The sequence below is a fragment of the Halomicroarcula saliterrae genome (assembly GCF_031624395.1).
Lineage (GTDB): Archaea > Halobacteriota > Halobacteria > Halobacteriales > Haloarculaceae > Haloarcula > Haloarcula saliterrae.
In genome coordinates this window covers 895,343-917,479 of record NZ_JAMQON010000001.1, presented here as the reverse complement: position 1 = coordinate 917,479, position 22,137 = coordinate 895,343, and the positions used below count along the sequence as shown (strand labels likewise).

Genomic DNA, 22,137 nt, shown 5'->3' with positions numbered 1-22,137 from the left:
ACACCATTTTTTATCATATTACAACAAACCATCAGTATGGCTTCCCCTGATTCTTCGCGCGTGTCCTCGGGGCTCGCTGGACTCGACGAGATTCTCGACGGTGGGTTCATCGACGAGCGGACCTACAGCATCCGTGGCGAATCGGGGACCGGGAAGACGATTCTCGGCTACCACTTCCTGACGGCCGGGGCAGCGGCCGGCGAGACCGGGCTCTACTTCGCCTTCGAGGAGACCGCGAAGGACATCACGGCCAACGCGGCCTCGCTCGGGTTCGACCTCAGCGACGTGGTTATCGAGGACATGAGCCCCTCCGCGACGCAGTTCATGGAGGACGGCACCTACACTGTCTTCGGCCCGGGCGAGGTCGAAGCCAGCGGCATCGTCTCGCGAATCAGCGACGCGGTCGCCAGCAACGACCCCGACCGGGTGTTCATCGATCCGCTCACGCTGCTTCGCCACCTGACGCCCGACGAGTACCAGTTCAAGCGGACCGCGGCGTCGCTGATGAGCTACATGAAAGAACGGGGCGTAACGACGCTGTTTACCACGCAGGCGACGGCCACCCAGTCGGACGAGGACCTGCAGTACCTCGCGGACGGCTCGGTGACGCTGCGCCGCACCGACCGGGGCCGCGAAATCGCGGTCGAGAAGTTCCGCGGCTCGGGGTTCCGGGGCGGTACCCACGGGCTCCGCATCGACGGCGGGCGCGGGCTGACGGTGTTCCCGAGCCTCGTTCCCGACGACCACCGACAGCCGTTCAGCTACGAGCGGCTGTCGAGCGACATCGACGAGTTCGACGAGCTGCTCGGGGGCGGCATCGAGCGGGGGAGCATCACCCTCGTCAGCGGACCCAGCGGCGTCGGCAAGTCCACGACCGGGACGGCACTGGCCTGTGCCAGCGCGCGCCGCGGCGAGCGCGCGGCGGCGTTCCTGTTCGAGGAGTCCGAACACAGTTTCAGCCACCGCTCGGACGCCATCGGCCTGGGCGTGAGCGAACTGCGGGAGGCGGGCTCGCTGGAGGTTCACGAGGTCGAACCGCTGCGTATCTCGGCCGACGAGTTCGCCCAGCGGGTCCGGGAGAGCGTCGAGGCGCGTGACACAGAGTTCGTCCTGCTCGACGGGACCGCGGGCTACCGGCTGGCCCTGCAAAACCCCGACCGCGAGCTCCGGGCGGAGCTCCACGCGCTCTGTCGGTATCTCCGGAACATGGGCGTGACCGTCGCCCTGACGGACGAGCTATCGTCGGTGACGGGGACGTTCCAGGCGTCTGACTCCCACGTCAGCTACCTCGCCGACAACGTGGTGTTCATCCGCTACATCGAGGTCGGCGGCGAGATACGGAAGGCCGTCGGCGTGCTGAAAAAGCGGTTCGGACAGTTCGAGTCCACGCTCAGGGCGTTTCGTATCGAGGACGACGGCATCCACATCGGTGACACCCTCTCCGACCTCCGCGGTGTCCTGACGGGGACGCCGACGCGACAGACCGACTGATGTTCGAGTCGTCGTTCCAGGGGACGGACGCGTTCCTCAGCAGGTCGATGCGGGTCCTGCTGTGTCTCTCCAACCCCCGTGACCGGGAACTGCTGGCCGACCAGCTCCGCTCGGACGACCTCGAAGTCGTCACGGCCGATGGGACGGAGCCGGTCCCGCAGTTCGACCTCTGTGTCGTTGACACGTCGCGGTATCCGTCGGTTATCGACACCGTCGAAGCGCGGCGCGGGGAGCTGGGGTCGGTTAACCTGCCCGTGCTCCTGGTTCTGGGCCCCAACGATTCGGAGCATGCCGTCGGCCCGTACTGGGACAGTATCGACGACGTCCTGCCGGTCCCGACCTCGGGACAGACGTTCAGACACCGGGTGGACGCGCTGCTCAGCACGCGACGGCAGTCCGAACAGCTGGCGCTGTTCGCCCGGGCGATGGACGACGCACAGACGGGGATATCCATCGCCCACGCCGGTGGGGACCAGGAGCTGCAGTACGTGAACGACGCGTTTCTGGAGGTGACCGGTTACGAACGGGACGAAGTGCTGGGCCGCAACTGCCGGTTCCTGCAGGGGCCCGAGACGGACCCCGAGACGGTCCGACAGATCCGGTCGGCCATCGACGCGGAGGAGGCCGTCCGCGTCCAGTTGCGGAACTACCGAAAAAACGGCGAACAGTGGTGGAACGACCTCGAAATCGCTCCGGTGTACGGTGAGGGCGGTGTCACCCACTTCGTCGGCTTCCAGCAGGATATCACGGAAGAGGTCCTGCGGACCCAGACGCTCCGGCGCTACGAGGAGATAGTCACAGCCGCGGGGGACCCCATCTACGCGCTCGACGGCGACCTCCGCTTTACGCTCCTGAACGATGCGACGGCGGCGTTCTCCAACTCGTCTGAGGCGGAGATTCTGGGGAGCCACGTCGAGCGTGTCTTCGGCGACGACCACGCCGAGATACTGGGCGCGGCGGTCCTGAAACTCGCGGAGTCGGGCACCGACCGGACGACTATCGGCACCGTGGTCCAGAACGCCGAGGGTCGACCACGACGCTTCCAGACGACGGTCGCCGCGCTCCCGGCCCAGGAGTTCGAGGGCGTCGTCTGTGTCAGCCGCGACATCACGGAAGACCGGGAGCGCGAATCGCGCCTCTCGGTGCTCGACCGCGTCCTGCGGCACAACCTCCGCAACAAGCTGCTGGTGATGCTGGCACAGGTCGAACAGATACAGAGCCGGAGCGACGACGGCGCCGTCCTCGACGCTGCGGGGGCCATCGAGACGGCCGGCGAGGAACTGCTCGACCTCGCCGAGACGGCCCGGCAGTTCAAGCAGACCGTCGACCCGGCGGAAGACGACTCCGTCGGACCCGTCGACGTCGGCAGCACCACCCGCCACGCGGTCGAGGAGACTAGGATAGAGCACGGACAGGTCGCGGTCGCCGTCGACGTCCCGGCCCCGCTGTGGGCGACCGCCCACGACTCCTTCGAGCTCGCGATGACCGAGTTGCTGGAGCGAGCGGCGACGGCCGACGACGTGGCGGAGATCGTCGTCGAGCTGACCGCGGACCGCGCCGACGACACCGTCGCTATCACTGTCAGCCACGACGGGACCGGGCTGGACAGCGTCGAGATGGCTGCGCTCAACTCCGGTATCGAGTCCGACCTCCAGCACACCAAGGGACTGGGGCTGTGGTTCGTCCGCTGGATGACCGTAAACAGCGGCGGGAGGTTCAGTATCTCGGGCACCGAGCCGGGGACCCGGGTCGAACTGACGCTCCCGCTGGCCGACTCGCCCGGGGAGTGAATCCGACGCTAGACGGCCGACGGGGGCGAGCGGGTCCCCGGGAATAGACAAAGGCATTATATAATCATTGTTCGTATTAATTCGGACGATGGAGAAGCCACTGCTCGTGACCGACTTTCTCGACCGTGCGCGCCGATACTACGGCGACCAGGAAGCGATAGTCGCCACGACAGGCGAACGCTACACCTATTCGGAGTTCGGTGCGCGCGCCGACGGGTTCGCCGCGGCGCTCGCCGCCCGCGGGATAACGAAGGGCGACCGGGTGGCGGTGCTCGACCCGAACACGCACTACCACCTCGAAGCCGCCTACGGCACCATGCAACTCGGGGCGGTCCACACCCCGCTGAACTACCGACTCGTCCCCGACGACTTCGCGTACATACTGAACGACGCGGACGTCGACGCCATCTACGCGGACTACGAACACGCGGAGAAGATAGCGGCCGTGCGTGACGAGGTCCCGACTGAGACGTTCATCACGAACGACACCGACGCCGTCGACGGCGACTGGGACGCTTTCGACGACATCGTCGACACCGACGCGTCCGTCGAGCGCCCGCCGATGGACGAGACCGACGTCATCACAATCAACTACACCTCGGGGACGACGGGCGAGCCCAAAGGGGTCTGTCGGACACACCGCACCGAGACGCTCCACGCCTACCTCGTGAGCCTGCACCAGGAGATACGCGACGACGACGTCTACCTCTGGACGCTCCCGATGTTCCACGTCAACGGCTGGGGGCACATCTACGCGGTGACGGGGATGGGCGCGACACACGTCTGTACGCGCGGCGTCGACGCCGGCGGCATCTTCGATACCGTCCGCTCGGAGAACGTCTCCTACCTCTGTGGCGCGCCGACGGTGCTCAACATGCTCGTGGACTACTACGAGGACCACGACGTGGCCACGACCGGCGACAGCGACGTCCGTATCGCCACCGCCGGCAGCGCCCCGCCCGAAGCGGTCATCCGCGCCGTCGAGGACGATTTCGGCTGGTATCTCAAACACGTCTACGGGGCGACGGAGACGGGCCCGCTCATCACGACATCCGACGCCCGCCGCTTCTTCGAGGACGGGAGCGACGCCCGCTTCGGTATCAAGAAACGCCAGGGACTGGGCTATCTGGGCACGGAGGTCCGGGTCGTCGACGAGGACGGCGATGACGTGCCCGAGGACGACGAGACGCTCGGTGAAGTGGTCGTCCGGGGCAACCAAGTGATGGACCGCTACTGGAACAAGCCCGAGGCGACCGAGGAAGCGTTCACCGACCGCATCGAGGGGTACTACCACACCGGCGACCTCGCGACGGTCGACGAGAACGGGATGATAGCCATCCGGGACCGCAAGAAGGACATCATCATCTCCGGCGGCGAGAACATCTCCAGCATCGAACTGGAGGACACGCTGTACGAACACGACGCCGTCGCGGACGTGGCGGTCATCCCGGCCCCCAGCAGCGAGTGGGGCGAGACACCGAAGGCGTTCGTCGTCCCGGCGTCGGGCGACCCGGGCGAGCCCGGGACCGACGTGGACGAACTGGTCGCGTTCACCCGCGAGCATCTGGCGACCTACAAAGCCGTGAGCCAGGTCGAGTTCGTCGAGGCGCTCCCGACGACGGCGACCGGAAAGGTCCAGAAGTACGAACTCCGCCAGCGCGAGTGGGACGAGGAAGACCGGATGATAGGCGAGGGGTGAGGGCCACATCAGGGCCTGCTCTGACCCAATCAGGCTGACGGCTATCAGGGTGCCATAGAATTTGGCACAGCCGACTCTCTGTGGTACAATCTGAGATGGAAGCGTCGAGAGAGAATAGTTACAGACGGCAGTGCAAGATACAGCGGTTGAGTCGTGCACCTACGTCTGCAGCCTTTCTGCGCTGTGGCAGGAATCGGCGGTCGAATACAAAGCGCAGGTATATTGTCAGGTATTCCCGAGCCCCCCGTCAACTAAGATCGACTCACCGTTGACGTAGGAACTCAAGTCACTGGCGAGAAACAGCGCCACATTGGCGATTTCTTCGGGTTGGCCGAAGCGACCGGCGGGCGTCGCACCCAGCACCGCCTCTTGGAGGTGCTTGCCAGTTTCGCCTTCTCCCATTCCCCCCTGGGCTAACATTTGCGTCTCGGTGAAACTTGGTTTGATCGCGTTGACGCGAACCCCATGACCACCGAAGTAGTCAGCCAGCGCGTAGGTCAGTGATTTCACTGCCCCTTTCGAAGCAGAATATATCGTCTGGTAAGACGCCCCACGGTCTGCCGCGAGGCTTGCCATGTTGATGATCGTCCCTCCTTCGTCGTTTTCGGTCAGTCGTTCGCCAGCGACCTGCGCCCCGAAAAAGACGCCTTTGACATTTATGTCCATGAGGTGATCGTATTCCTCTTCCGTAATTTCGAGGAACGGGGTCTCACTGTGAACGCCTGCATTGTTGACCATGATATCGAGGCCACCGAGATCTTCGGCAGCGTCAACGGCGGCTTCCAAATCCGCTCGCTCGGTCACATCGCACTCGACGAAGACCGCCGTTTGGTCGGTCTCGGTCGTGATCTGCTCGTGTGTCGGCTCGCCGCCTTCTCGTGGCGTTTCGCGGACATCGGCGACGACGACATCGGCACCGTGATCGGCAAACGTCAACGCGATCCTACGGCCGATCCCACTCGCTCCGCCCGTCACGACGGCCGTCTCGTTTGTGAGTAGTTGACTCATTGTCCTCCCTCAGTTGCGTGTTTACTGGTTTCAGTCATTTGTGACACAGTAGCACGACGCATTGTGAGGCAGATAAATGCCATAGTTTCGCACGGAATAAAATTCAAGCTAGGCAGCTACAGTGAACGCAGTCTGGAATCGTCCAGCCACAGTTCAATAGTCACACATCCGGAAAAACTACCATCGCCACGGCTTTTCAGACTAACTCTCCCGACAAAGTCAGGAGAACTCACGGAGGCGACGGTCGTCCCGGAAACGGAGTTGGCTGTCGACTGGGAGCATACCTTTTCGAGGCCACATCGAAGAAGTCCAATCCGATTGGACCGTCTGCTATCCATGAACGTCCCGACATCTGGGGCTAACTGTGTTGCCGGGTTCTTGTAGGGTTGTTCTATCTGATCTCAATACCTCCACGGACGTACAGCCAACAGTATCAGTAGTGCCAGGGCACGTCGTCGAAGTCGGGCTCGCGGCCCTCGTTGAACGCGTCCCGTCCCTCCTGAGCCTCGTCGGTCATGTACGCCAGCCGCGTCGCCTCCCCGGCGAACACCTGCTGGCCGACCATCCCGTCCGAATCGAGGTTGAAGGCGTACTTCAGCATCCGCATCGCCGTGGGCGACTTCTCGTTCATCCGCCGGGCCCAGTCGATGGCCTCGTCTTCGAGGTCGTCGTGGGGGACGACGTCGTTGACCATCCCCATGTCGGCGGCCTCCTCGGCGCTGTAGGTCTTCCCGAGGAAGAACACCTCGCGGGCTTTCTTCTGGCCGATCTGGCGCGCGAGATACGCCGAACCGAAGCCGCCGTCGAAACTGCCCACGTCGGGGTCGGTCTGGAGGAACTTCGCGTGCTCCTCGCTGGCGAGCGTGAGGTCACAGACCACGTGCAGCGAGTGCCCGCCGCCGACGGCCCAGCCGGGGACGACGGCGACGACGGGTTTCGGGATGTGGCGAATCTGGCGCTGGACTTCGAGGATGTGGAGGCGGCCGACGTTCTCCGGTGCGTCCTCGTCGCCGACGTCTCGCGGGTCGCCCCGCTCCCCGCTCGGCCGTCCCGAGTCGCTCCGCGACTCGCTGTCCTCGTCCGCCTGATACTCGTACCCGCTCTCGCCCCGAATCGACTGGTCGCCGCCCGAGCAAAAGGCCCAGCCGCCGTCCTTCTCGGAGGGGCCGTTCCCGGTGACGATGACACAGCCCACGTCGGTGAGCCGTTTGGCGTGGTCGAGCGCCGTCGACAGTTCGTCCACCGTCTCCGGCCGGAACGCGTTGCGCTTCTCCGGGCGGTCGAACGCGACGCGGACCGCGCCCGTCTCCGTCGAGCGGTGGTAGGTGATGTCGCTGAAGTCGAACCGGTCGACGGCCTCCCACCGGTCCGGGTCGAAAATCTCTGAGACCATACTGTCGTTGCGGGGTGAAAGTGGCAAAAGCGTCCCGGTGGCTTCGGAACCATTTTGTCCACCTGTCCGAAAAGTGAAAGTATGGTCCCCTCCATCATCCGCGTCTCGCTCGGCGTCGCGCTCGGCGTCGCCCTCGCCGTCCTCTCACTGCTGGTACTGCTGTACAGCCTCATCATCGCCCAGCAGATACTGCTTGGCATGTTGTTCGTCGCCGCCATCTGGCTCGTCTACTTGCTTCTCCTGCTCGTGGTCACGCTGCGCGAAAGGAGCGAGCACGACGGCTGAGAATCGGTCACGAGGTTTTATACCGAGATGTTGCCCACTACCTACCAATCCCACTCGTCATGACCGAGAGCTTCTACGACGTGCTCGGCGTCGCCGAAGACGCGACGACCGACGAAATAGAGTCCGCCTACCGGGAGCGGCTCAAGGAGACCCATCCCGACGTGAGTGACGACGACGACGCGGGCCAGGAGACGAAGACGCTCATCGAGGCCCGCGACGTGCTCGTCGACGAGGACGAACGGGCACGCTACGACCGTCTCGGTCACGGCGCCTACGTCGGGAACGGCGCGCCATCGCCGAGCGAGGCGGCTGCCGGGGCGAGCCAGACGGACGCCGACGGGGACGGACAGACTGGTGGCAACCGGGCGGGCGCGGCCGATAGCGGGAGCCAGAGCCGCAGCCGGCGGGAAAAGCGGGCGAGCGAGCGCGTCCGACAGGAACGCCGGCGGGCGCGGGAGGCGCGGCAGCGACGTCGACAGGCCGCCGAGGACGCGCGGACCGACGACGCGGCGACGTCCGCGAGGGCGAATACGACTGAACCCACAGCCGAGCACGACACGGGGTCGGCAGGGAGCCGACGAGCAGGGGCCACCGACCCGACGAGCGGGACCGCGACCGGCAACACCTACAGCGTCCGGGAGGACGTCGCCACGACGACGAGCCACGGACCGCTGTTGCCCCAAGGCCAGGAGCTCACACTGCTTGGCATCTTCTTCGCGCTCTACCCCGTTCTGCTGTTCTCCGCGCTGCTCCCGGCGTTCCCGTCGTTCGTCAACGTCGTCCTCGGGGCGTGTACGCTGTTGACGATAATCTACCTCCAGTCGATGCCCCGTGTCGCGCTGTGTCTGTTCGGCGGCTGGAGCGGTATCAGCCTCGTGGGGCTGGCGGTGTTCGGCTTCGGCTACCTCTCGGTCGTCGGGCTCGTCGTCCTTATCGGGACTGTCCTCCCCTTCGGGTTCTCGGTGTTGACGGCCTCGGCGCTGCGGTACTAGAGCGCCTCGGCGAGTCGTCGCTGGAGTGTGTCGCGGCGCCCGTGGCTCGCTTCGGCGTCGAACGCGACCGAGAGCACCTGTGTCCCCTCGCTCCCCACGGACCCCTCGAACGCGTCGACGAACCCCTCGCGGCCCTCGACGCGCTCGAAGTCGAGTCCGTAGAGCTCACCGGTCGGCTCGAAGTCGAGCCCGTGGGGCGTCTTGAACTGCGACTCGAAGGTGTCGTGGTCCTCGATGGGCAGCATGTGGAAGATGCCGCCGCCGTCGTTGTCGACGAGGACGATGGTGGCGTCCACGCCACAGCGGCCGAGCGCGAGCAGCCCGTTCATGTCGTGGTAGTACGCCAGGTCGCCGGTGACGAGCACCAGCGGGTCGTCGGTCGCGCTCCCCGCGCCCAGCGCCGTCGAGGTGATACCGTCGATGCCGCTGGCGCCGCGGTTGCCCAGAACGGTGAGGTCGGCCGTCCGCGGCTCGCCGAAGCGGTCCAGGTCCCTGACCGGCATGCTGTTGGAGACGAACAGCGTCGCGGGGTCGGGGGCCAATCGGGTCACGTCTGCCAGCACCCCGCCCTCCCAGTACTCTCCCGTGAGCCCGTCCGAGACCGTCTCCCAGTGGACGCGCTCTGCGCGCTCGAATCGCTCGGCCCAGACCGGGTCAGCGGGCTCGGTGACGCGTTCGGCGACGGTTCGTGCGGTCAGGTCGGAGTCGGCCACCAGCAGGTCCGAGGCCGTGAAGGTCGCCTCCGTCCACCCGTCACTCGGGTCGACGACGAACTGCCGGCAGTCGGCGTCCCGGAGGTAGTGGCGCAGGGGCTTCGACGTGGGGGAGGCTCCAAATCGCAGGACGACTTCCGGGTCGGGCCAGTCGGCCGCGGCCTCGCTCCCGAGATAGCCGTCGTAGCCGCCACAGACGGGCACCGACCCGACGTGGGGGCCAAAGCGGCAGTTCGAGAGCGGGTCCGCGAGCACGGGAAACCCCGTCGCCGCCGCCAGTTCCTCGACGGCCTCGGGGCCGAGCCCGCCGTCCGATGGGCCGGCGACGACGAGACCGCGGTCGGCCGCGTCGACGGCGGCTGTCACTCGCGAGCGGTCCGGCGCGGAGAGCTCGCTTGTCCCCTGTGCGGTCCGGACGAACGGCCCGTCACGGCCGTCGGCGGCCAGTCGGTCGCCGTCGGCCCAGTCTGTCGGGACGGCAGCCGGATGGCCGTCGGGAACTGGTGTCGGCTCCAGTGGCTTGCGAAAGCGGCAGTTCAGGTGGACCGGGCCGGGGTCGCTGCCGGTGCTGTTGGAGAGCGCCCGTGCCACCGTGGTCCGGAGCATGCGAACTTTCCGGGGCTCGGCCGCCGGCTCGGGCATATCGCGGTACCAGCGCACCGAGTCGCCGTAGAGCTTCTCCTGGTCGATGGTCTGGTTGGCGCCGCTGTCGGTGAGCTCGGGGGGGCGGTCGGCGGTGAGCAGCAACATCGGGACGCCGGACTGTGCGGCCTCGATAACGGCGGGGTGGAAGTTCGCCGCCGCGGTCCCGGACGTACAGACGAGCGGCGTCGGCTCGCCGGTCCGGCGGGCCCGCCCGAGCGCGAAGAAGGCCGACGACCGCTCGTCGAGATGCGAGAACGCCCGCAGCTCCGGATGTTCCGCGCAGGCGACTGTCAGCGGCGTCGAGCGGCTGCCGGGCGAGACACACACCGCCTCGACGCCGCCGGCGACCAGTTCCTCGACCAGCGTCTCGGCCCACAGCGTGTTGACGTTGGGGTACATTACTCCAGTTCGTCGAGCATCGGCCGGTATTTGAGCTGTACCTCGTCCCACTCGCGGTCCGGGTCGCTGTCGGCGACGATGCCCGCGCCGGCGAAGAGCGTCGCCGTCCGCTCGGTGGCGACAGCCGACCGGATTCCGACCGCGAAGGTGCCGTTACCCCGGGCGTCGACCCAGCCGATGGGAGCGGCGTACCAGCCGCGGTCGAACGCCTCCGTCTCGCGGATGGTCCGCAGCGCCTCGTCCGGGGGCAAACCGCCCACGGCGGGCGTCGGGTGGAGCGCCTCGACCAGCGAGAGGACGTGTTCGTCGTCGGCCAGTTCGGCCGTTATCGAGGTCCGGAGGTGCTGGACCGTCGCCAGCCGCCGGACGCTCCGGTCGCCGATGCGGACCGACGCCGCGAACGGTTCGAGCTGGTCCCGGATAGCCTCGGCGACGATCTCGTGCTCGTGGATGTCTTTCGTGCTGTCGAGCAGTTCGGCGGCCAGCCACTCGTCCTCGGCGGGGGTGTCGCCGCGCCCCGTCGAACCGGCGAGCGCCTCCGTCCGGACGGTCCGGCCCCGCAGCGAGACCAGCCGTTCGGGCGTGGCGCCGTAGAACGTGGCCCCGTCGTCGGGCGAGAAGACGAACCGGTAGCAGTCCGGGTACGTCTCGGCGAGTCGGGCCTGTACGTCCGGGACCGAGAGATCGGACTGCAGACCGAGACGCAGTGCCTGTGCGAGGACGACCTTCTGGAGGCTCCCCTGTTCGACGCGCTCCAGGGCGTGGCCGACCTGGTCGCGCCACGCCGCCTGCGAGGGCTCGCGCTCCCGCGTCGCGATGCCCGGTCTGCGCTTTGCGTTCACTGCGGGCTCGTCGGCCAGCTCCTCCTTCCACGCGGCGAGCCGTGTTTCGGCGCGGTCGGCGGCGCCCTCGCCGGCGGCCGCGGTGGTCAGCCAGCGGTCCCCGTCGCGGGCAGTCACCTGCACCTCGGGGAGAAAGAAGGCGGCACCGGGGAACGACTCCCAGGGGGAGTCCGCGCCGTCGTGGTCGCCGTCGTGGAACGCGAACCCGCCGAACAACCGCGGACGGGCCACGCTCGGGAGCCCACCGGCCGGCGTCTCACAGCGGTCGAAAAGCGCTGTGGCCGCCGCCCGGACCTCGGCGAACCGCGACGGCCCCTCCGCCGTTATCGTGGCGGCGGCACCGGTGGCAGCAATCGATTCCGCGGGCGTCGCCCAGCCAAAGCGCGGACGCGTCTCGGTGTCGAGGACGAGCCGGACCGACCCGGCACCGAGTCGGCACCCGCGCGTGACGACCGTCGTCTCACCGACCGTCGACTCCGCACCACGCAGTGGTTCCATCACCTCGCCCTTAGGAGTGCGTCCCTTTGAGCCTGACTATACCCTCAACGCCGCCCAGTCCGGGGCAGGGTCCGCGTTGCTACCGGAGTAGTCACCACCTTCCGGTTTCGCGTCGCAGACAGGCCGAATCTACCGGTCCCGCGGCCGGCGCCTACCCCCGCCAAATTTAAATAGACCTTGCTCAAAGGACCCAACGTTGCGATGCCAAAGGTAGAGATCAATATCCCTGAGCACCTCGAAATGCAGATCGCTCAGCTGGTCGAGCAAGGCGAGTTCCTCAATCGTGAGGAGGCCATCGAGGACCTCCTCGCGACCGGGCTGAAGGCGTACAAGACCTCCGGTCCGACGGACGAAGACGACGAACCGGGCTTCGAAGAAGAAGACGGGATGATGGGGCACGACGACGAGTACGTGTTCTGAAATCGAGATATCGAACGAAACCAGATATCTCGGTTGCGGGCGGCGTAGCACGGGCAGTACCTCGACGTGGCAGTCTGGTATCCGTTCTCGGGCAATTCTTATACGGGTCGGACCGAATAGCTTGGACAACAATGCACAAAGACGAGCTGCTAGAGCTACACGAACAGATGGTGACCATCATGGAGTTCTTCCGTGACGAGATGGACACCGTCGACCCGGAGCTGTTCGACCCCTACGGCGAGCTGGACGTGCGCCCCTCCGACGTGCACAAATCGAAGAGCGAACACAAACACGCCGTCTTCGTCCTCGGGAACGCGCTGGCGACGGCGATGAGCGAAGACGAGTTCTCCGACGCGGGCCGCGTCGGCAAGCGGATGAAAGAGCTCGCCGAGGACGCCGAGAGCAAGCTGTAGATATCTGCCGACTTCTGTGGCTCTCCCCGCGCCGAGTGGAATCGCTCGCCCTCAGCGTCCCTCGAACTCCGGCTCTCGCTGTGCCATGAACGCCGTGGTCCCCTCCTCGTGGTCCGCCGTGGTGAACGCGACCCCCTGTGCGGTCGCCTCCCGGTCCAGCGCTTCCTCGACGGTCGAGGCGGCGCCCCGGTCGATGAGCTGTTTGGCCTGTGAGAGCGCGACGGTCGGGCCCTCGGCGATAGTCGCCACGATGTTCTCGACGCCGGCCTCGAAGGATTCGGCCTCGAACAGCCGCGTGAAGAGACCCAGCTCGCGGGCCGTATCCGCGTCCAGTAGCTCCCCGGTAAACACCAGCTCCTTGGCCTTGTTCGGCCCGACGACTCTGGGAAGGAAGTAGGAGACGCCCGAGTCGACGGCGAGCCCGACCCGACGGAAGCCAAAGCCGATCTTCGCGTCGGGACTGGCGAGCTGTATATCACAGGCCAGTGCCAGCCCGGCGCCGGCACCGAAGGCCGGCCCGTCGATGGCCGCCACGACGGGGAGCCGACAGTCGTGGACCGTCTCGACGGCGTCCTGAATCGCCGTGACGAACGTCATCCGGTCGGCAGGGGGGGCCTCACTGGCCACCCCCTCGACCATCGCGCCGATGTCCCCGCCGGCACAGAACGCCGAACCGGCCCCGCGGACGACGACACAGCGGGCGTCGCTGTCGGCGATAGCGTCGAACCGCTCGACGAGCCGCGCGGCCGTCGGCTCCGCCAGGGCGTTGCGCTCGTCGGGTCGGTTCAGCGTGACGGTCGCGACACCGTCCTCGACGGTCAGCAGTACGGCATCCTCGGTCATACCACGGAGGACCGCCCCCGCGACCAAAACGTTGCTGTCCGTTGGGTACGACTTTTTCAACGGGCGGTCCCGAGAGAGGCGTATGCGCCTCCACTGGCACCGGCGGGACCTCAGAGCGGCGGACAACGCGGGACTGGCCCGCGCGAGCGCTGACAACCCCGCCCTTCCGGTGTTCGTCTTCGACAGCGACGTGCTCGCTCACGCCGGCCCGCCGCGGGTCGCGTTCATGCTCGACGCGCTCTCGCGGCTGCGAGAGTGGTACCGCGAGCGCGACAGCGACCTCGTCGTCGCCCGCGGCGACCCCCGTGAGGTCCTGCCCGAACTGGCGGCCGACTACGGCGCCGACCGGGTGAGCTGGGGGAAAGACTACTCCGGCCTCGCCCGCGAGCGCGACGCCGCCGTCCGCCGGGCCCTCGACGACGCCGCTATCGCCCGCGAAGCGGTACAGAACGCCGTGCTCCACGAGCCCGGCGAGATAACCACCAACGACGGCGACCCCTACAGCGTCTTCACCTACTTCGGCCGGAAGTGGCAGGACCGGGAGAAGGCGGCCCCGTACGACCCCCCGGCCGCCGACGAGCTGGTGACCGTGACCGACGACACCGACCTCCCGACGCTGGACGCGCTGGGCTTCGACGAGCCCGAGGCCGACATCCCCCCGGCTGGGACGGGACCCGCCCGCGAGCTCCTCGATGCCTTCCTCGACGACGGCGTCTACAGCTACGAGGAGCGCCGCGACTACCCCGCCGACGGCAACACGTCGCGGCTCTCGGCCCATCTGAAGTACGGCACCATCGGTATCCGGGAGGTGTACGAGGGCACCGCCGAGGCCCGGGACGCGGTCGAGCCCGGGAGCGAGCGCGACGAGTCCGTCGCCGAGTTCCAGTCCCAGCTCGCCTGGCGGGAGTTCTACACGCAGGTCCTCTTTGCGAACCCGAACGTCGTGACTCGGAACTACAAGGAGTACGAGCACCCCATTCAGTGGAACGACGACCCCGAGGCGCTGCAGGCCTGGAAGGACGGCGAGACGGGCTACCCCATCGTCGACGCCGGGATGCGACAGCTCCGCGAGGAGGCGTTCATGCACAACCGCGTGCGGATGATCGTCGCCTCGTTCCTGACGAAGGACCTGCTCATCGACTGGCGGGAGGGGTACGACTGGTTCCGCGAGAAGCTGGTCGACCACGACACCGGAAACGACAACGGCGGCTGGCAGTGGGCCGCCTCCACCGGGACCGACGCCCAGCCCTACTTCCGCATCTTCAACCCGATGACACAGGGCGAGCGCTACGACCCGGACGCGGAGTACATCAAGCGCTACGTGCCGGAGTTGCGGGACGCCGGGGCCGAGATAATCCACGAGTGGCACGAGGCGTCGCTGACCCAGCGGCGGTCGGCCGCGCCCGACTATCCCGACCCCATCGTGGACCACAGCGAGCGGCGGGAGGAAGCTATCGAGATGTTCGAGGTAGCGAGGGGCGACGACTGAACGAAGTGAAGGAGTCGCCCCTCGAAGCGGAGCGGTGAGCGCAGCGAACCGCGGAGCAGACGCGAGGTGACGCTCTCGCTACGCTCAAGCGTCACCTCGAAGCGGAACGGCAACCGGCGGGAGCCGTGGAGCAAGCGCGAGATAGCTGACCGGTATGGGAACGACCGCACCTCTCGGAGCGAGCCGCGGAGAAAGCGCGGGACGGCTCCCTCCTTCGGTCAGTCGTCGCCCCGCGAAGCGGGCGCCGGAAAAGCGAACCGCAGGACGAACGCGGGCCACCGGCGTTCATGACACATCGAGTACCTTTTCGACTGTCGGTTGCCTTCGCGGGGGCTCGGCGTGAATCCACTCGCCGGGTTGCGCCGCGTGTACAGTGGTATCATACGGCTTCTAAACGTTTAAAAGGCATCCGCCCGACAATTACGATGGAGGCGATTTCATATGCCCGAACACTCAGAACCTGAACTGCCACCGCTCCCGTACGACTACGACGCCCTGGAGCCCCACATCTCCGAGCAGGTGCTCACCTGGCACCACGACACCCACCATCAGGGGTACGTAAACGGGCTCGAGTCGGCCGAGGAGACGCTGGCCGAGAACCGCGAGTCGGGGGACTTCGGCTCGTCCGCCGGTGCCCTGGGTAACGTCACCCACAACGGCTGTGGCCACTATCTCCACACGCTGTTCTGGAACAACATGGACCCCAACGGCGGCGGCGAGCCCGAGGGTGACCTCGCCGACCGCATCGAGGAGGACTTCGGCTCCTACGAAGGCTGGAAAGGCGAGTTCGAGGCCGCCGCGTCCGCTGCCGGCGGCTGGGCGCTGCTCGTGTACGACCCGGTTGCAAAGCAGCTGCGCAACGTCGCGGTCGACAAGCACGACCAGGGCGCACTCTGGGGTTCGCACCCGATTCTGGCCCTCGACGTCTGGGAGCACTCGTACTACTACGACTACGGTCCGGCCCGCGGCGACTTCATCGACGCCTTCTTCGAGGTCGTCGACTGGGACGAGGTCGCCGAGGAGTACAGCACCGCAGTCGGTCACTTCGAGTAACTCCCGAACACGCACTTTTTTGCGAGCTGTCCGTCGAGCAGCCGTTGTGCCGACTTCGAGAGTTTTACACGCCGCCTCGGCTTAGCGGTCCCCATGCCTGCACGGAAAACGGAGTTCGACGACGTCCGCTCGTTCGACCTGTACGAGCCCGCGGACGTGCTCGACCCGGAGCTGCTGTACACGATTCCAGAACTGGCGCGACTGCTGCAGGGCCTCCCGGCCGACGCGGAGCTCTCCGACTTCAACGAGTCGGTGTTCATCGACTGGGCCATCCCGTGGATGATATACAACCAGGAGGCCCTCGTCTTCGCCGAACCGGACGACGACGAAGTCGTCGGGCTCTACGGCCTCGCCGACGAATGAAGCTGCTCGTGGCCGGCGGCGACCGGGTCGACGCCGGCAAGACGACCTTCTCCGTGGGGCTGCTCGCCCACACCGGCGCTCGCGGCTTCAAGCCCCGGGCGGGCAACAACTACTGGTTCGACCACGACGACTACGAGCGGGCGACGAAGGAGGGCCGACTATACGGTAAGGACGCCCGCCGGCTGGCGGACGCCTCGCCGGGTGCGGTCCGGCCCGAAGCAATCAACGCCGTCCACCGGCTCTGGCACCCGTCGCCGGGCCCCTCGAAGGGGATTCTCGGGCAGTCGCCGCGCCAGTTCGTCGTCGACCGGGTGGGCGACAGCGCGGGAGGCCGTCCCGCAAGCAGTCGGCCTGCGGCCGACGACGCGGACGGGGTCGGCGAGTTCGTCGTCAACGGCACCGTCGATATCCCCGACTCCGCCGCCGAGCGACTCCCCCTCGACGCCGCGCCGCGGGTCACGTCGCTGCCCGACTTCAACGACCTGATGGCGGTGATGCACGCCGAGGCGCTCGCGGCGCTCGGCGAGACGATCGCGGCCGCCGACCGGGCCGTCGTCGAGTCGTACGGCGACATCGCACGCCCGCTGGAGGGGTTCGAGCCCGACGCCGTCGCGGTCGTCGAGCCGGGTCGGGCGCGCGTCTACGACGGCCGCCGCTACGCGAAAGCCTGCGAAATCGCGACCGGCGGTCCCGGTGAGGGGCAACTGGAGGAGCGAGTCGAGAACGTCGTCGACCTCATCGACCGCACCAGCGCGGTCCGGCTCCCGGCCCTGGACAAAGAGACGCGCGCGGACCCCGAGGCCGTCGCCGACGCCTACGACCACGCCTACGACGCCCTGCTGGCGGCGGCCTTCGACTGAGCGACCCGCTCCAGACGGGAGTCTACAGGTTCGAGAAGGCCTCCTCGACCAGTTCGCCGGTGTCCGCGACGATGTCGGCCATCACGTCGTCGTCGGGCGCCATCCCCAGCAGTCTGGCGGCCCGCATGATGCTGACGTGATACACCGTCTGGACGCCGGGCGCTGTCTCCCAGATGACGACGTTACAGGGGAACAGCGCGCCGATGCGGTCGTCTGTCGCATCGAGCGCCCGGTCGGCCATCTCCGGGTTGCACGCGCCGAGGACGTAGTACGGGTCCCGGTCGGCGTCGACTTTCTCGTTGAGCAGTTCCGACGGCGAGAACTCGACTGGGACGCCAAAGCCCGCCTCGGTGAACACGCTCCGGACGTGTTCGACGGCGGCCTCGTGGTCCATCTCGAGGGTCGCCCGTTTCTCGCCGATATCGCCCGATTCCAGCGCCGCTGGGTCGATTGGGAGCGCCATGTCCGACAGAACGGACCGCCGCCGCAAAGCCGTTACTGCCGCCGAAGTTCGACGAGGAACACCGCGCCGGTGGGCTCGTTGTTTTCCACCCAGACGCGCCCGCCGTACTGGTCGACGAGCGTCTGGACGAGATAGAGCCCGATACCGGTCCCCCGGCTCGACATCCCGCGTTCGCCGCGGCCGAAGATATCCTCCTTTCGCTCGTCGGGGATGCCGGGGCCGTTGTCGGCGACGCTGACCCGGACGCTATCGTCGAGGACCTCGACGGCGACGGTCACTGCAGGGGTCTCCGAGTCGTTGTGCTGGACGGCGTTCTTGAGGAGGTTCCGGAACACGGACCCCAGCATCTCGTCGGCGACGACCGAGACCGCGGGGAGTGTCCCGGCGACGATGATGGTCGCCGCCGTCTGTGTCTCGCGCACCTGTGCTATCTGCTCGCCGAGTGTCTGCTCGAGCGCCACCGGACACGGCTCGGTGTCCGTCCGGAGCATCGCCTCCACGAGCTCCTGGGCGCTGGTCGTCAGCTCGACGGCAGCGGCCGTGCTCCGCCGTATCTTCTCGACGTACTCCCGCTGGGTCCCGTCGACGGTCTCACCGAGCAGGTCCGCGACGGCACCGACGACCTGGAGGTCGTTGCGGATGTCGTGGCTCATCATCCGCGTGAGCAGTTCGAGGTTGTCGCGTTGTCGTGCCAGTCGGTTCTCGCTCGTCACCTGGTCGAGCGCCACCGTCGCGTTGGCGGCAAGCAGCTTCGCGAGAGTCACGTCCGCCTCGGTGAACTCGTCGGGCTGTTCGGAGGCGACGATGAACACGCCGTGGCCCCCGAGCGGGACCAGCAGTTCACTCCGGAAGGGCGTCGACGCATCGAAGACGTTCCGTTCCGACGAGACGTCCGTGTAGACCCCGACCGAGCCCGACTGGTAGGCGTTCCAGGCCAATCCGCTGGCCAGTTCGGGCGGTTCGCCGAGGATTTCGTAACACCCCGTCGACTGCGCGACGGAGACGAGCGCCTCGCGGTCGCTGTCGTAGAGGTGGACGGCGTTGACTGGGAGTTCGAGGATCTCTACCGCCGCTCGACTCATCAGGTCCGCGACCTGCTCGGGGGTCTCTCCGAGGAGCATCCGACGGGTCGCCTCGTGGAGCCGTCCGAGCGTCCGCTCGTGCTGTCGCTGGTCGGTCGTCTCGGTAACGACGACTGTGTGACCGTGGTCGTCAGGGTAGACGCGGGCGAGGCAGCTCCGGCCGTGGTCGGTCGCCGTCCACTCGCACGATTGGGCGGTGCCGGTCTCCGTGGCCCGTTCGAGCGTCGGGCGAACGACCGCTGTGGCCCCGTCGGGGAGCGTCTCCCAGACCACCGTCCCGAGAAACGTCTCCCGCTCGCCGCCCAGCAGCGCCGCCGCACGGCTGTTGAGATAGGTGTATCTGCAGTCGGAGTCCAGCGCGACGACGCCGTCGGAGATGCGCTCGAGTGTCTCGACATGGACGCTGTCGGACGGCGGCGCATCTCGACTCACACCTGATTGTGCGGGCCGACCGATAAATGTCTTTGCTGGAACCGCTAGAACCGGGCGGCCTGCCATGCCAGCTCGATGTCGTGGTACGGCCGGTCCTCGACGCTCGGCCCATGGCCGGTGTGCATCGCCGCGAGGTCCTCCGAGACGGTATCGAGCACGCGGCCGATGCTCTCGACGAGCAGGTCCCGGTCGCCCTCTTCGAGGTCAGTCCGACCGAAGCTCCCGTTGGCGAACACCAGGTCTCCCGCGAACAGCACGCCCGCGTCCGCCGAGTACAGACAGACGTGGTCGTTCTTGTGCCCCGGGGTGTGGAGCGCGCGGTACTCGTGGTCGCCGAGCCGGACAGTCCCGTCGTCGTCGAGCGCGTGGTCGACCCCCTCCTGAGCGGTGTCGTAGCCCCACACGTCGACATCGAACGCCTCGACGACGGCCGGGAGGTTCCCGACGTGGTCGTAGTGGGTGTGGGTCAGGACGACGGCGTCGAGGTCGTCGACGTGGTCACGAACCAGCGAGACGACGTCGAACTCGTTGCCCACGTCGACGAGGACGCGTCGCTCGCCGCTGACCAGGAAGGCGTTGCTGGTAAAGGAGTCGGCGTTCCGAGCGAGGTTCCGAATCATACCGGCCGTTCGGTCGGCCCGGTCATGTCGGTGTCGCTCCGGGCTCGACCGAGCGGTCGGCAAACCCCGCGTCTACGGCGGATATGTCAGCTGTACCGACGCTCTGTGGCGGAACACCCACAGGGCTATGTAGGAGGATACAGAAATTGTGATAGCAAGGAATAGCATGTCAGAGCCGGACCCACCTGTCGTACTTATCGTGGAGGACGAACCGGACGTCGCGGAGACGTACCAACTGTGGCTGGACGGCGATTACGAGGTCCGCATGGGGAAAAACGGTGACGAAGGTCTCGAACTACTCGACGAGACCGTCGACGTGGTCCTGCTGGACCGGATGATGCCGGGGCTCTCCGGCGACGAGGTCCTGCGTCAGATCCGTGAGCGGGACCTTGGCTGTCGAGTGGCGATGGTCACCGCGGTCGAACCCGATTTCGACATCCTCGAGATGGGTTTTGACGCCTACCTCTCGAAGCCGATTCGAAGCGAGCAGCTACACGATACGGTGACCAATCTGCTCGAACGGTCCGAGTACGACTCGCTGTTACAGGAGTACTACTCGCTCGTGGAGAAACAGGCGACGCTGGAGGCGACGAAATCCAGCGCGGAGCTGGCAGAGAGCGAGCAGTACGCGGCACTGACGGCGGAGATCGCGGAGATGCGCGAGGGGCTCGACGACACGCTCGGGGGTATCGAAGACGACGATGACTTCATCGCCACATTGCGTGGGCTGAGCAATGGCGAAGACGAATAAGGGGGGTAAACAAATGTACGACCTGTCATCAGTTGTCGATTTCGACGCACTGGCCGAGGTCCGACCCGGGTCCAGTATCCTCGTCTCCGGCCCGGCGATGACCGGGAAACAGCAACTGGCCTACGATATCCTGGCCGACGGCGCGGCCAGCGGCGACGGCGCCGTCGTCGTGACCACGAGCGACAAGGCGTCGGACGTGGTCGAGGAGTTCCGCGACCGGGTACCGGAGCTGAAAGGGTCACAGCTCGGCGTCGTCGACTGCCGCGGCGAGGGCGGCGCCGACCCGGAACTCATCGAGGGCGTCTCCGTCCATCAGGTCTCCTCGCCGGGGGACCTCACCGGCATCGGTATCGGCATCACCAAAGCGCTCGAATCGCTGCACAACTCCGGGCTCGAACGCGGGCGGCTGGCGCTCATCTCGCTGTCGACGATGCTGACCTACACGGACAAGAAGACCGTCTTCAAGTTCTGTCACGTGCTCTCGTCGCGGCTGGACGCGGCCGGCTACGTCGGCGTGTTCACCATCGATTCGAGCGCACACGACCAGCAGACCATTCAGGTCATCAAACAGGCGTTCGACGGGCTCATCGATATCCGGGACGCCGAGGGCGGCGGCCGCGAGGCCCGCGTCCTCGGACTGGCCACGGAACCCACCGACTGGAAGCGAATCTGACCCGTCGCCGCCGGAGGGGAGTATTTTTGCCTCTCGGGCGTTCCCACCCGGTATGGAAGTCACGCTGCTGGAAGCGACCGAGAACCCGGAGGAGCTCGTCTGCAAGGCGGCCCGGAACGACTACAGCGCGGCGTTCGTCGGTGGGCAGTCGCTCGACGCGACCATGGAGACCGTCGAGGGCGACACGCTGGCGGAGAAACAGGAGACGCTCATCGGCCACCTGCTGGACCACGGCCACTACGGCCCGTTCGAACACCCGCAGATAACGTTCGCCGTGGAGGGCGTCTCCAGGTCGTGTATGGCCCAGATTACCCGCCACCGCCACGTCTCCTTCGACGTGCAGTCGATGCGGTACGTCGCCTTCGACGACGTGGACCCGGCCGACGTCCGCGAGGGCGAGATGGTCGTCATTCCGCCGTCGGCCACCGACCCGGACTGGGTGGGCCGCAATCAGCAGAGCGGGGCCGTCGACGAGTCGACCGTCGAGGAACGGGCCGAGATTTTCAGAGACAGCATCGAGGACGCCGTCGAGTCCTATCAGGACCTGCTCGACCTCGGGATGCCACCCGAGGACGCCCGCTTTGTCCTCCCCATCGGGACGAAGGTCAACATGGTGATGTCGATGAACGCACGGATGCTGATGCACGTCGCCGACATGCGCGCCGCCGCCGACGCCCAGTGGGAGATCCGCGGGCTGACCGAGGACCTGCTCGACATCGCCGCCGACTGGTGTCCCATCACCTTCGACTACTACGAGCGCGAGATGAAGAACCGAAAGAACCGGCTCGCGCCCTAGGGTCTCCGAGATCTATCGGGGGAGCTGTCGTAGCACCGAGAGACGTAGACGGCCAGGTGCTCTCGGTCCGGTAGCCGGAACTGGCAGGGGTGCGCCAACTTAACGGTTCGCCGGACCAGACCAC

22 protein-coding genes are annotated in these 22,137 nt (G+C 66.8%); 14 read left to right on the top strand and 8 right to left on the bottom strand.

Annotated features, from left to right (window positions below; translation table 11 throughout):
* Positions 1–36 precede the first annotated feature (36 nt).
* From NDI56_RS05000 to NDI56_RS04990, 3 genes are all read left to right on the top strand, one after another.
* Positions 37–1,491: an ATPase domain-containing protein gene (locus NDI56_RS05000; protein WP_310918309.1), complete on the top strand. Its 1,455-nt coding sequence runs from the start codon at positions 37–39 to the stop codon at positions 1,489–1,491.
* Entirely contained in the window at positions 1,491–3,281 is a 1,791-nt protein-coding gene (locus NDI56_RS04995) for a PAS domain S-box protein (RefSeq protein WP_310918308.1), read from the top strand. Before NDI56_RS05000 ends, NDI56_RS04995 begins: the two co-directional genes overlap by 1 nt.
* 88 nt (positions 3,282–3,369) lie before the next feature.
* A complete protein-coding gene (locus NDI56_RS04990; RefSeq protein WP_310918307.1) occupies positions 3,370–4,980 on the top strand; it encodes a long-chain-fatty-acid--CoA ligase in 1,611 nt (536 codons plus the stop codon).
* A 225-nt stretch (positions 4,981–5,205) separates the two neighbouring features.
* Here NDI56_RS04990 and NDI56_RS04985 read toward each other — a convergent pair whose 3' ends face one another.
* Positions 5,206–5,988 (bottom strand): SDR family oxidoreductase, encoded by a 783-nt coding sequence (locus NDI56_RS04985; RefSeq protein WP_310918306.1) that lies wholly within the window; start codon positions 5,986–5,988, stop codon positions 5,206–5,208.
* Between the two features lie 433 nt (positions 5,989–6,421).
* Entirely contained in the window at positions 6,422–7,381 is a 960-nt protein-coding gene (locus tag NDI56_RS04980; protein WP_310918305.1) for a 1,4-dihydroxy-2-naphthoyl-CoA synthase, read from the bottom strand.
* 81 nt (positions 7,382–7,462) lie between these two features.
* Here NDI56_RS04980 and NDI56_RS04975 point away from each other — a divergent pair, with 81 nt between their 5' ends.
* Together NDI56_RS04975 and NDI56_RS04970 are read left to right on the top strand one after the other, a co-directional pair.
* Complete coding sequence (locus NDI56_RS04975) at positions 7,463–7,666, top strand: DUF8066 domain-containing protein (protein ID WP_310918304.1); 204 nt, start codon at positions 7,463–7,465, stop codon at positions 7,664–7,666.
* Positions 7,667–7,725: 59 nt separating this feature from the next.
* Entirely contained in the window at positions 7,726–8,658 is a 933-nt protein-coding gene (locus NDI56_RS04970) for a J domain-containing protein (RefSeq protein WP_310918303.1), read from the top strand.
* Here the strand turns inward: NDI56_RS04970 and menD are convergent.
* Positions 8,655–10,415: a 2-succinyl-5-enolpyruvyl-6-hydroxy-3-cyclohexene-1-carboxylic-acid synthase gene (gene menD, locus NDI56_RS04965; RefSeq protein ID WP_310918302.1), complete on the bottom strand. Its 1,761-nt coding sequence runs from the start codon at positions 10,413–10,415 to the stop codon at positions 8,655–8,657. The genes NDI56_RS04970 and menD overlap by 4 nt on opposite strands.
* A complete protein-coding gene (locus NDI56_RS04960; RefSeq protein WP_310918301.1) occupies positions 10,415–11,755 on the bottom strand; it encodes an isochorismate synthase in 1,341 nt (446 codons plus the stop codon). Before NDI56_RS04960 ends, menD begins: the two co-directional genes overlap by 1 nt.
* Positions 11,756–11,956: 201 nt before the next feature.
* On the opposite strand from NDI56_RS04960, the gene NDI56_RS04955 reads away from it, so the two are divergent.
* Positions 11,957–12,175: a ribbon-helix-helix domain-containing protein gene (locus NDI56_RS04955; protein WP_310918300.1), complete on the top strand. Its 219-nt coding sequence runs from the start codon at positions 11,957–11,959 to the stop codon at positions 12,173–12,175.
* A 131-nt stretch (positions 12,176–12,306) separates the two neighbouring features.
* Positions 12,307–12,588, top strand: a complete 282-nt coding sequence (locus tag NDI56_RS04950) for a UPF0058 family protein (RefSeq protein ID WP_276250752.1) — start codon at positions 12,307–12,309, stop codon at positions 12,586–12,588.
* A gap of 51 nt (positions 12,589–12,639) precedes the next feature.
* On the opposite strand, the gene NDI56_RS04945 is transcribed toward NDI56_RS04950, so the two are convergent.
* Positions 12,640–13,431 (bottom strand): enoyl-CoA hydratase/isomerase family protein, encoded by a 792-nt coding sequence (locus tag NDI56_RS04945; protein ID WP_310918299.1) that lies wholly within the window; start codon positions 13,429–13,431, stop codon positions 12,640–12,642.
* Positions 13,432–13,513: 82 nt separating this feature from the next.
* Between NDI56_RS04945 and NDI56_RS04940 the strand changes: the two genes are divergently transcribed.
* The 4 genes from NDI56_RS04940 to NDI56_RS04925 all read left to right on the top strand — a co-directional run bounded on the left by NDI56_RS04940 (position 13,514) and on the right by NDI56_RS04925 (position 17,196).
* Positions 13,514–14,920: a cryptochrome/photolyase family protein gene (locus NDI56_RS04940; protein ID WP_310918298.1), complete on the top strand. Its 1,407-nt coding sequence runs from the start codon at positions 13,514–13,516 to the stop codon at positions 14,918–14,920.
* 441 nt (positions 14,921–15,361) lie between these two features.
* Positions 15,362–15,973 (top strand): superoxide dismutase, encoded by a 612-nt coding sequence (sod, locus tag NDI56_RS04935; RefSeq protein ID WP_310918297.1) that lies wholly within the window; start codon positions 15,362–15,364, stop codon positions 15,971–15,973.
* 93 nt (positions 15,974–16,066) lie between these two features.
* Positions 16,067–16,336 (top strand): DUF5827 family protein, encoded by a 270-nt coding sequence (locus tag NDI56_RS04930; protein WP_310918296.1) that lies wholly within the window; start codon positions 16,067–16,069, stop codon positions 16,334–16,336.
* A complete protein-coding gene (locus NDI56_RS04925; protein WP_310918295.1) occupies positions 16,333–17,196 on the top strand; it encodes an ATPase in 864 nt (287 codons plus the stop codon). Before NDI56_RS04930 ends, NDI56_RS04925 begins: the two co-directional genes overlap by 4 nt.
* A 22-nt stretch (positions 17,197–17,218) precedes the next feature.
* Here the strand turns inward: NDI56_RS04925 and NDI56_RS04920 are convergent, their stop codons facing one another.
* The 3 genes from NDI56_RS04920 to NDI56_RS04910 are packed head-to-tail and all read right to left on the bottom strand — an operon-like array spanning position 17,219 to position 19,793.
* Entirely contained in the window at positions 17,219–17,659 is a 441-nt protein-coding gene (locus tag NDI56_RS04920) for a DUF302 domain-containing protein (RefSeq protein ID WP_310918294.1), read from the bottom strand.
* A gap of 32 nt (positions 17,660–17,691) precedes the next feature.
* Positions 17,692–19,173, bottom strand: coding sequence for a sensor histidine kinase (locus tag NDI56_RS04915; RefSeq protein ID WP_310918293.1), 1,482 nt, complete (start codon positions 19,171–19,173; stop codon positions 17,692–17,694).
* Positions 19,174–19,217: 44 nt separating this feature from the next.
* Entirely contained in the window at positions 19,218–19,793 is a 576-nt protein-coding gene (locus NDI56_RS04910; RefSeq protein WP_310918292.1) for an MBL fold metallo-hydrolase, read from the bottom strand.
* Positions 19,794–19,959: 166 nt separating this feature from the next.
* Between NDI56_RS04910 and NDI56_RS04905 the strand changes: the two genes are divergently transcribed.
* From NDI56_RS04905 to thyX, 3 genes are read left to right on the top strand one after another with little or no spacing between them, the layout of a single operon-like run.
* The gene (locus tag NDI56_RS04905) at positions 19,960–20,544 is read left to right on the top strand and encodes a HalX domain-containing protein (protein WP_310918291.1); all 585 of its coding nucleotides are present in this window, start codon (positions 19,960–19,962) and stop codon (positions 20,542–20,544) included.
* Between the two features lie 13 nt (positions 20,545–20,557).
* On the top strand, positions 20,558–21,217 hold the full coding sequence (locus tag NDI56_RS04900) for an RAD55 family ATPase (RefSeq protein WP_310918290.1): 660 nt from the start codon (positions 20,558–20,560) through the stop codon (positions 21,215–21,217).
* Positions 21,218–21,269: 52 nt separating this feature from the next.
* Positions 21,270–22,013 (top strand): FAD-dependent thymidylate synthase, encoded by a 744-nt coding sequence (thyX, locus tag NDI56_RS04895; protein ID WP_310918289.1) that lies wholly within the window; start codon positions 21,270–21,272, stop codon positions 22,011–22,013.
* Positions 22,014–22,137: the final 124 nt, after the last annotated feature.

Bases quoted from the DNA above. Each gene is read 5' to 3' on its own strand.
- NDI56_RS04985 (WP_310918306.1), bottom strand. From the start codon at position 5,988: ATGAGTCAACTACTCACAAACGAGACGGCCGTCGTGACGGGCGGAGCG.
- NDI56_RS04940 (WP_310918298.1), top strand. From the start codon at position 13,514: ATGCGCCTCCACTGGCACCGGCGGGACCTCAGAGCGGCGGACAACGCG.
- menD (WP_310918302.1), bottom strand. From the start codon at position 10,415: ATGTACCCCAACGTCAACACGCTGTGGGCCGAGACGCTGGTCGAGGAA.
- NDI56_RS04930 (WP_310918296.1), top strand. From the start codon at position 16,067: ATGCCTGCACGGAAAACGGAGTTCGACGACGTCCGCTCGTTCGACCTG.
- thyX (WP_310918289.1), top strand. From the start codon at position 21,270: ATGGAAGTCACGCTGCTGGAAGCGACCGAGAACCCGGAGGAGCTCGTC.
- NDI56_RS04905 (WP_310918291.1), top strand. From the start codon at position 19,960: ATGTCAGAGCCGGACCCACCTGTCGTACTTATCGTGGAGGACGAACCG.
- NDI56_RS04950 (WP_276250752.1), top strand. From the start codon at position 12,307: ATGCACAAAGACGAGCTGCTAGAGCTACACGAACAGATGGTGACCATC.
- NDI56_RS04920 (WP_310918294.1), bottom strand. From the start codon at position 17,659: ATGGCGCTCCCAATCGACCCAGCGGCGCTGGAATCGGGCGATATCGGC.
- sod (WP_310918297.1), top strand. From the start codon at position 15,362: ATGCCCGAACACTCAGAACCTGAACTGCCACCGCTCCCGTACGACTAC.
- NDI56_RS04995 (WP_310918308.1), top strand. From the start codon at position 1,491: ATGTTCGAGTCGTCGTTCCAGGGGACGGACGCGTTCCTCAGCAGGTCG.
- NDI56_RS04975 (WP_310918304.1), top strand. From the start codon at position 7,463: ATGGTCCCCTCCATCATCCGCGTCTCGCTCGGCGTCGCGCTCGGCGTC.
- NDI56_RS04980 (WP_310918305.1), bottom strand. From the start codon at position 7,381: ATGGTCTCAGAGATTTTCGACCCGGACCGGTGGGAGGCCGTCGACCGG.
- NDI56_RS04925 (WP_310918295.1), top strand. From the start codon at position 16,333: ATGAAGCTGCTCGTGGCCGGCGGCGACCGGGTCGACGCCGGCAAGACG.
- NDI56_RS04990 (WP_310918307.1), top strand. From the start codon at position 3,370: ATGGAGAAGCCACTGCTCGTGACCGACTTTCTCGACCGTGCGCGCCGA.
- NDI56_RS04910 (WP_310918292.1), bottom strand. From the start codon at position 19,793: ATGATTCGGAACCTCGCTCGGAACGCCGACTCCTTTACCAGCAACGCC.
- NDI56_RS04945 (WP_310918299.1), bottom strand. From the start codon at position 13,431: ATGACCGAGGATGCCGTACTGCTGACCGTCGAGGACGGTGTCGCGACC.
- NDI56_RS04970 (WP_310918303.1), top strand. From the start codon at position 7,726: ATGACCGAGAGCTTCTACGACGTGCTCGGCGTCGCCGAAGACGCGACG.
- NDI56_RS04955 (WP_310918300.1), top strand. From the start codon at position 11,957: ATGCCAAAGGTAGAGATCAATATCCCTGAGCACCTCGAAATGCAGATC.
- NDI56_RS05000 (WP_310918309.1), top strand. From the start codon at position 37: ATGGCTTCCCCTGATTCTTCGCGCGTGTCCTCGGGGCTCGCTGGACTC.
- NDI56_RS04900 (WP_310918290.1), top strand. From the start codon at position 20,558: ATGTACGACCTGTCATCAGTTGTCGATTTCGACGCACTGGCCGAGGTC.
- NDI56_RS04960 (WP_310918301.1), bottom strand. From the start codon at position 11,755: ATGGAACCACTGCGTGGTGCGGAGTCGACGGTCGGTGAGACGACGGTC.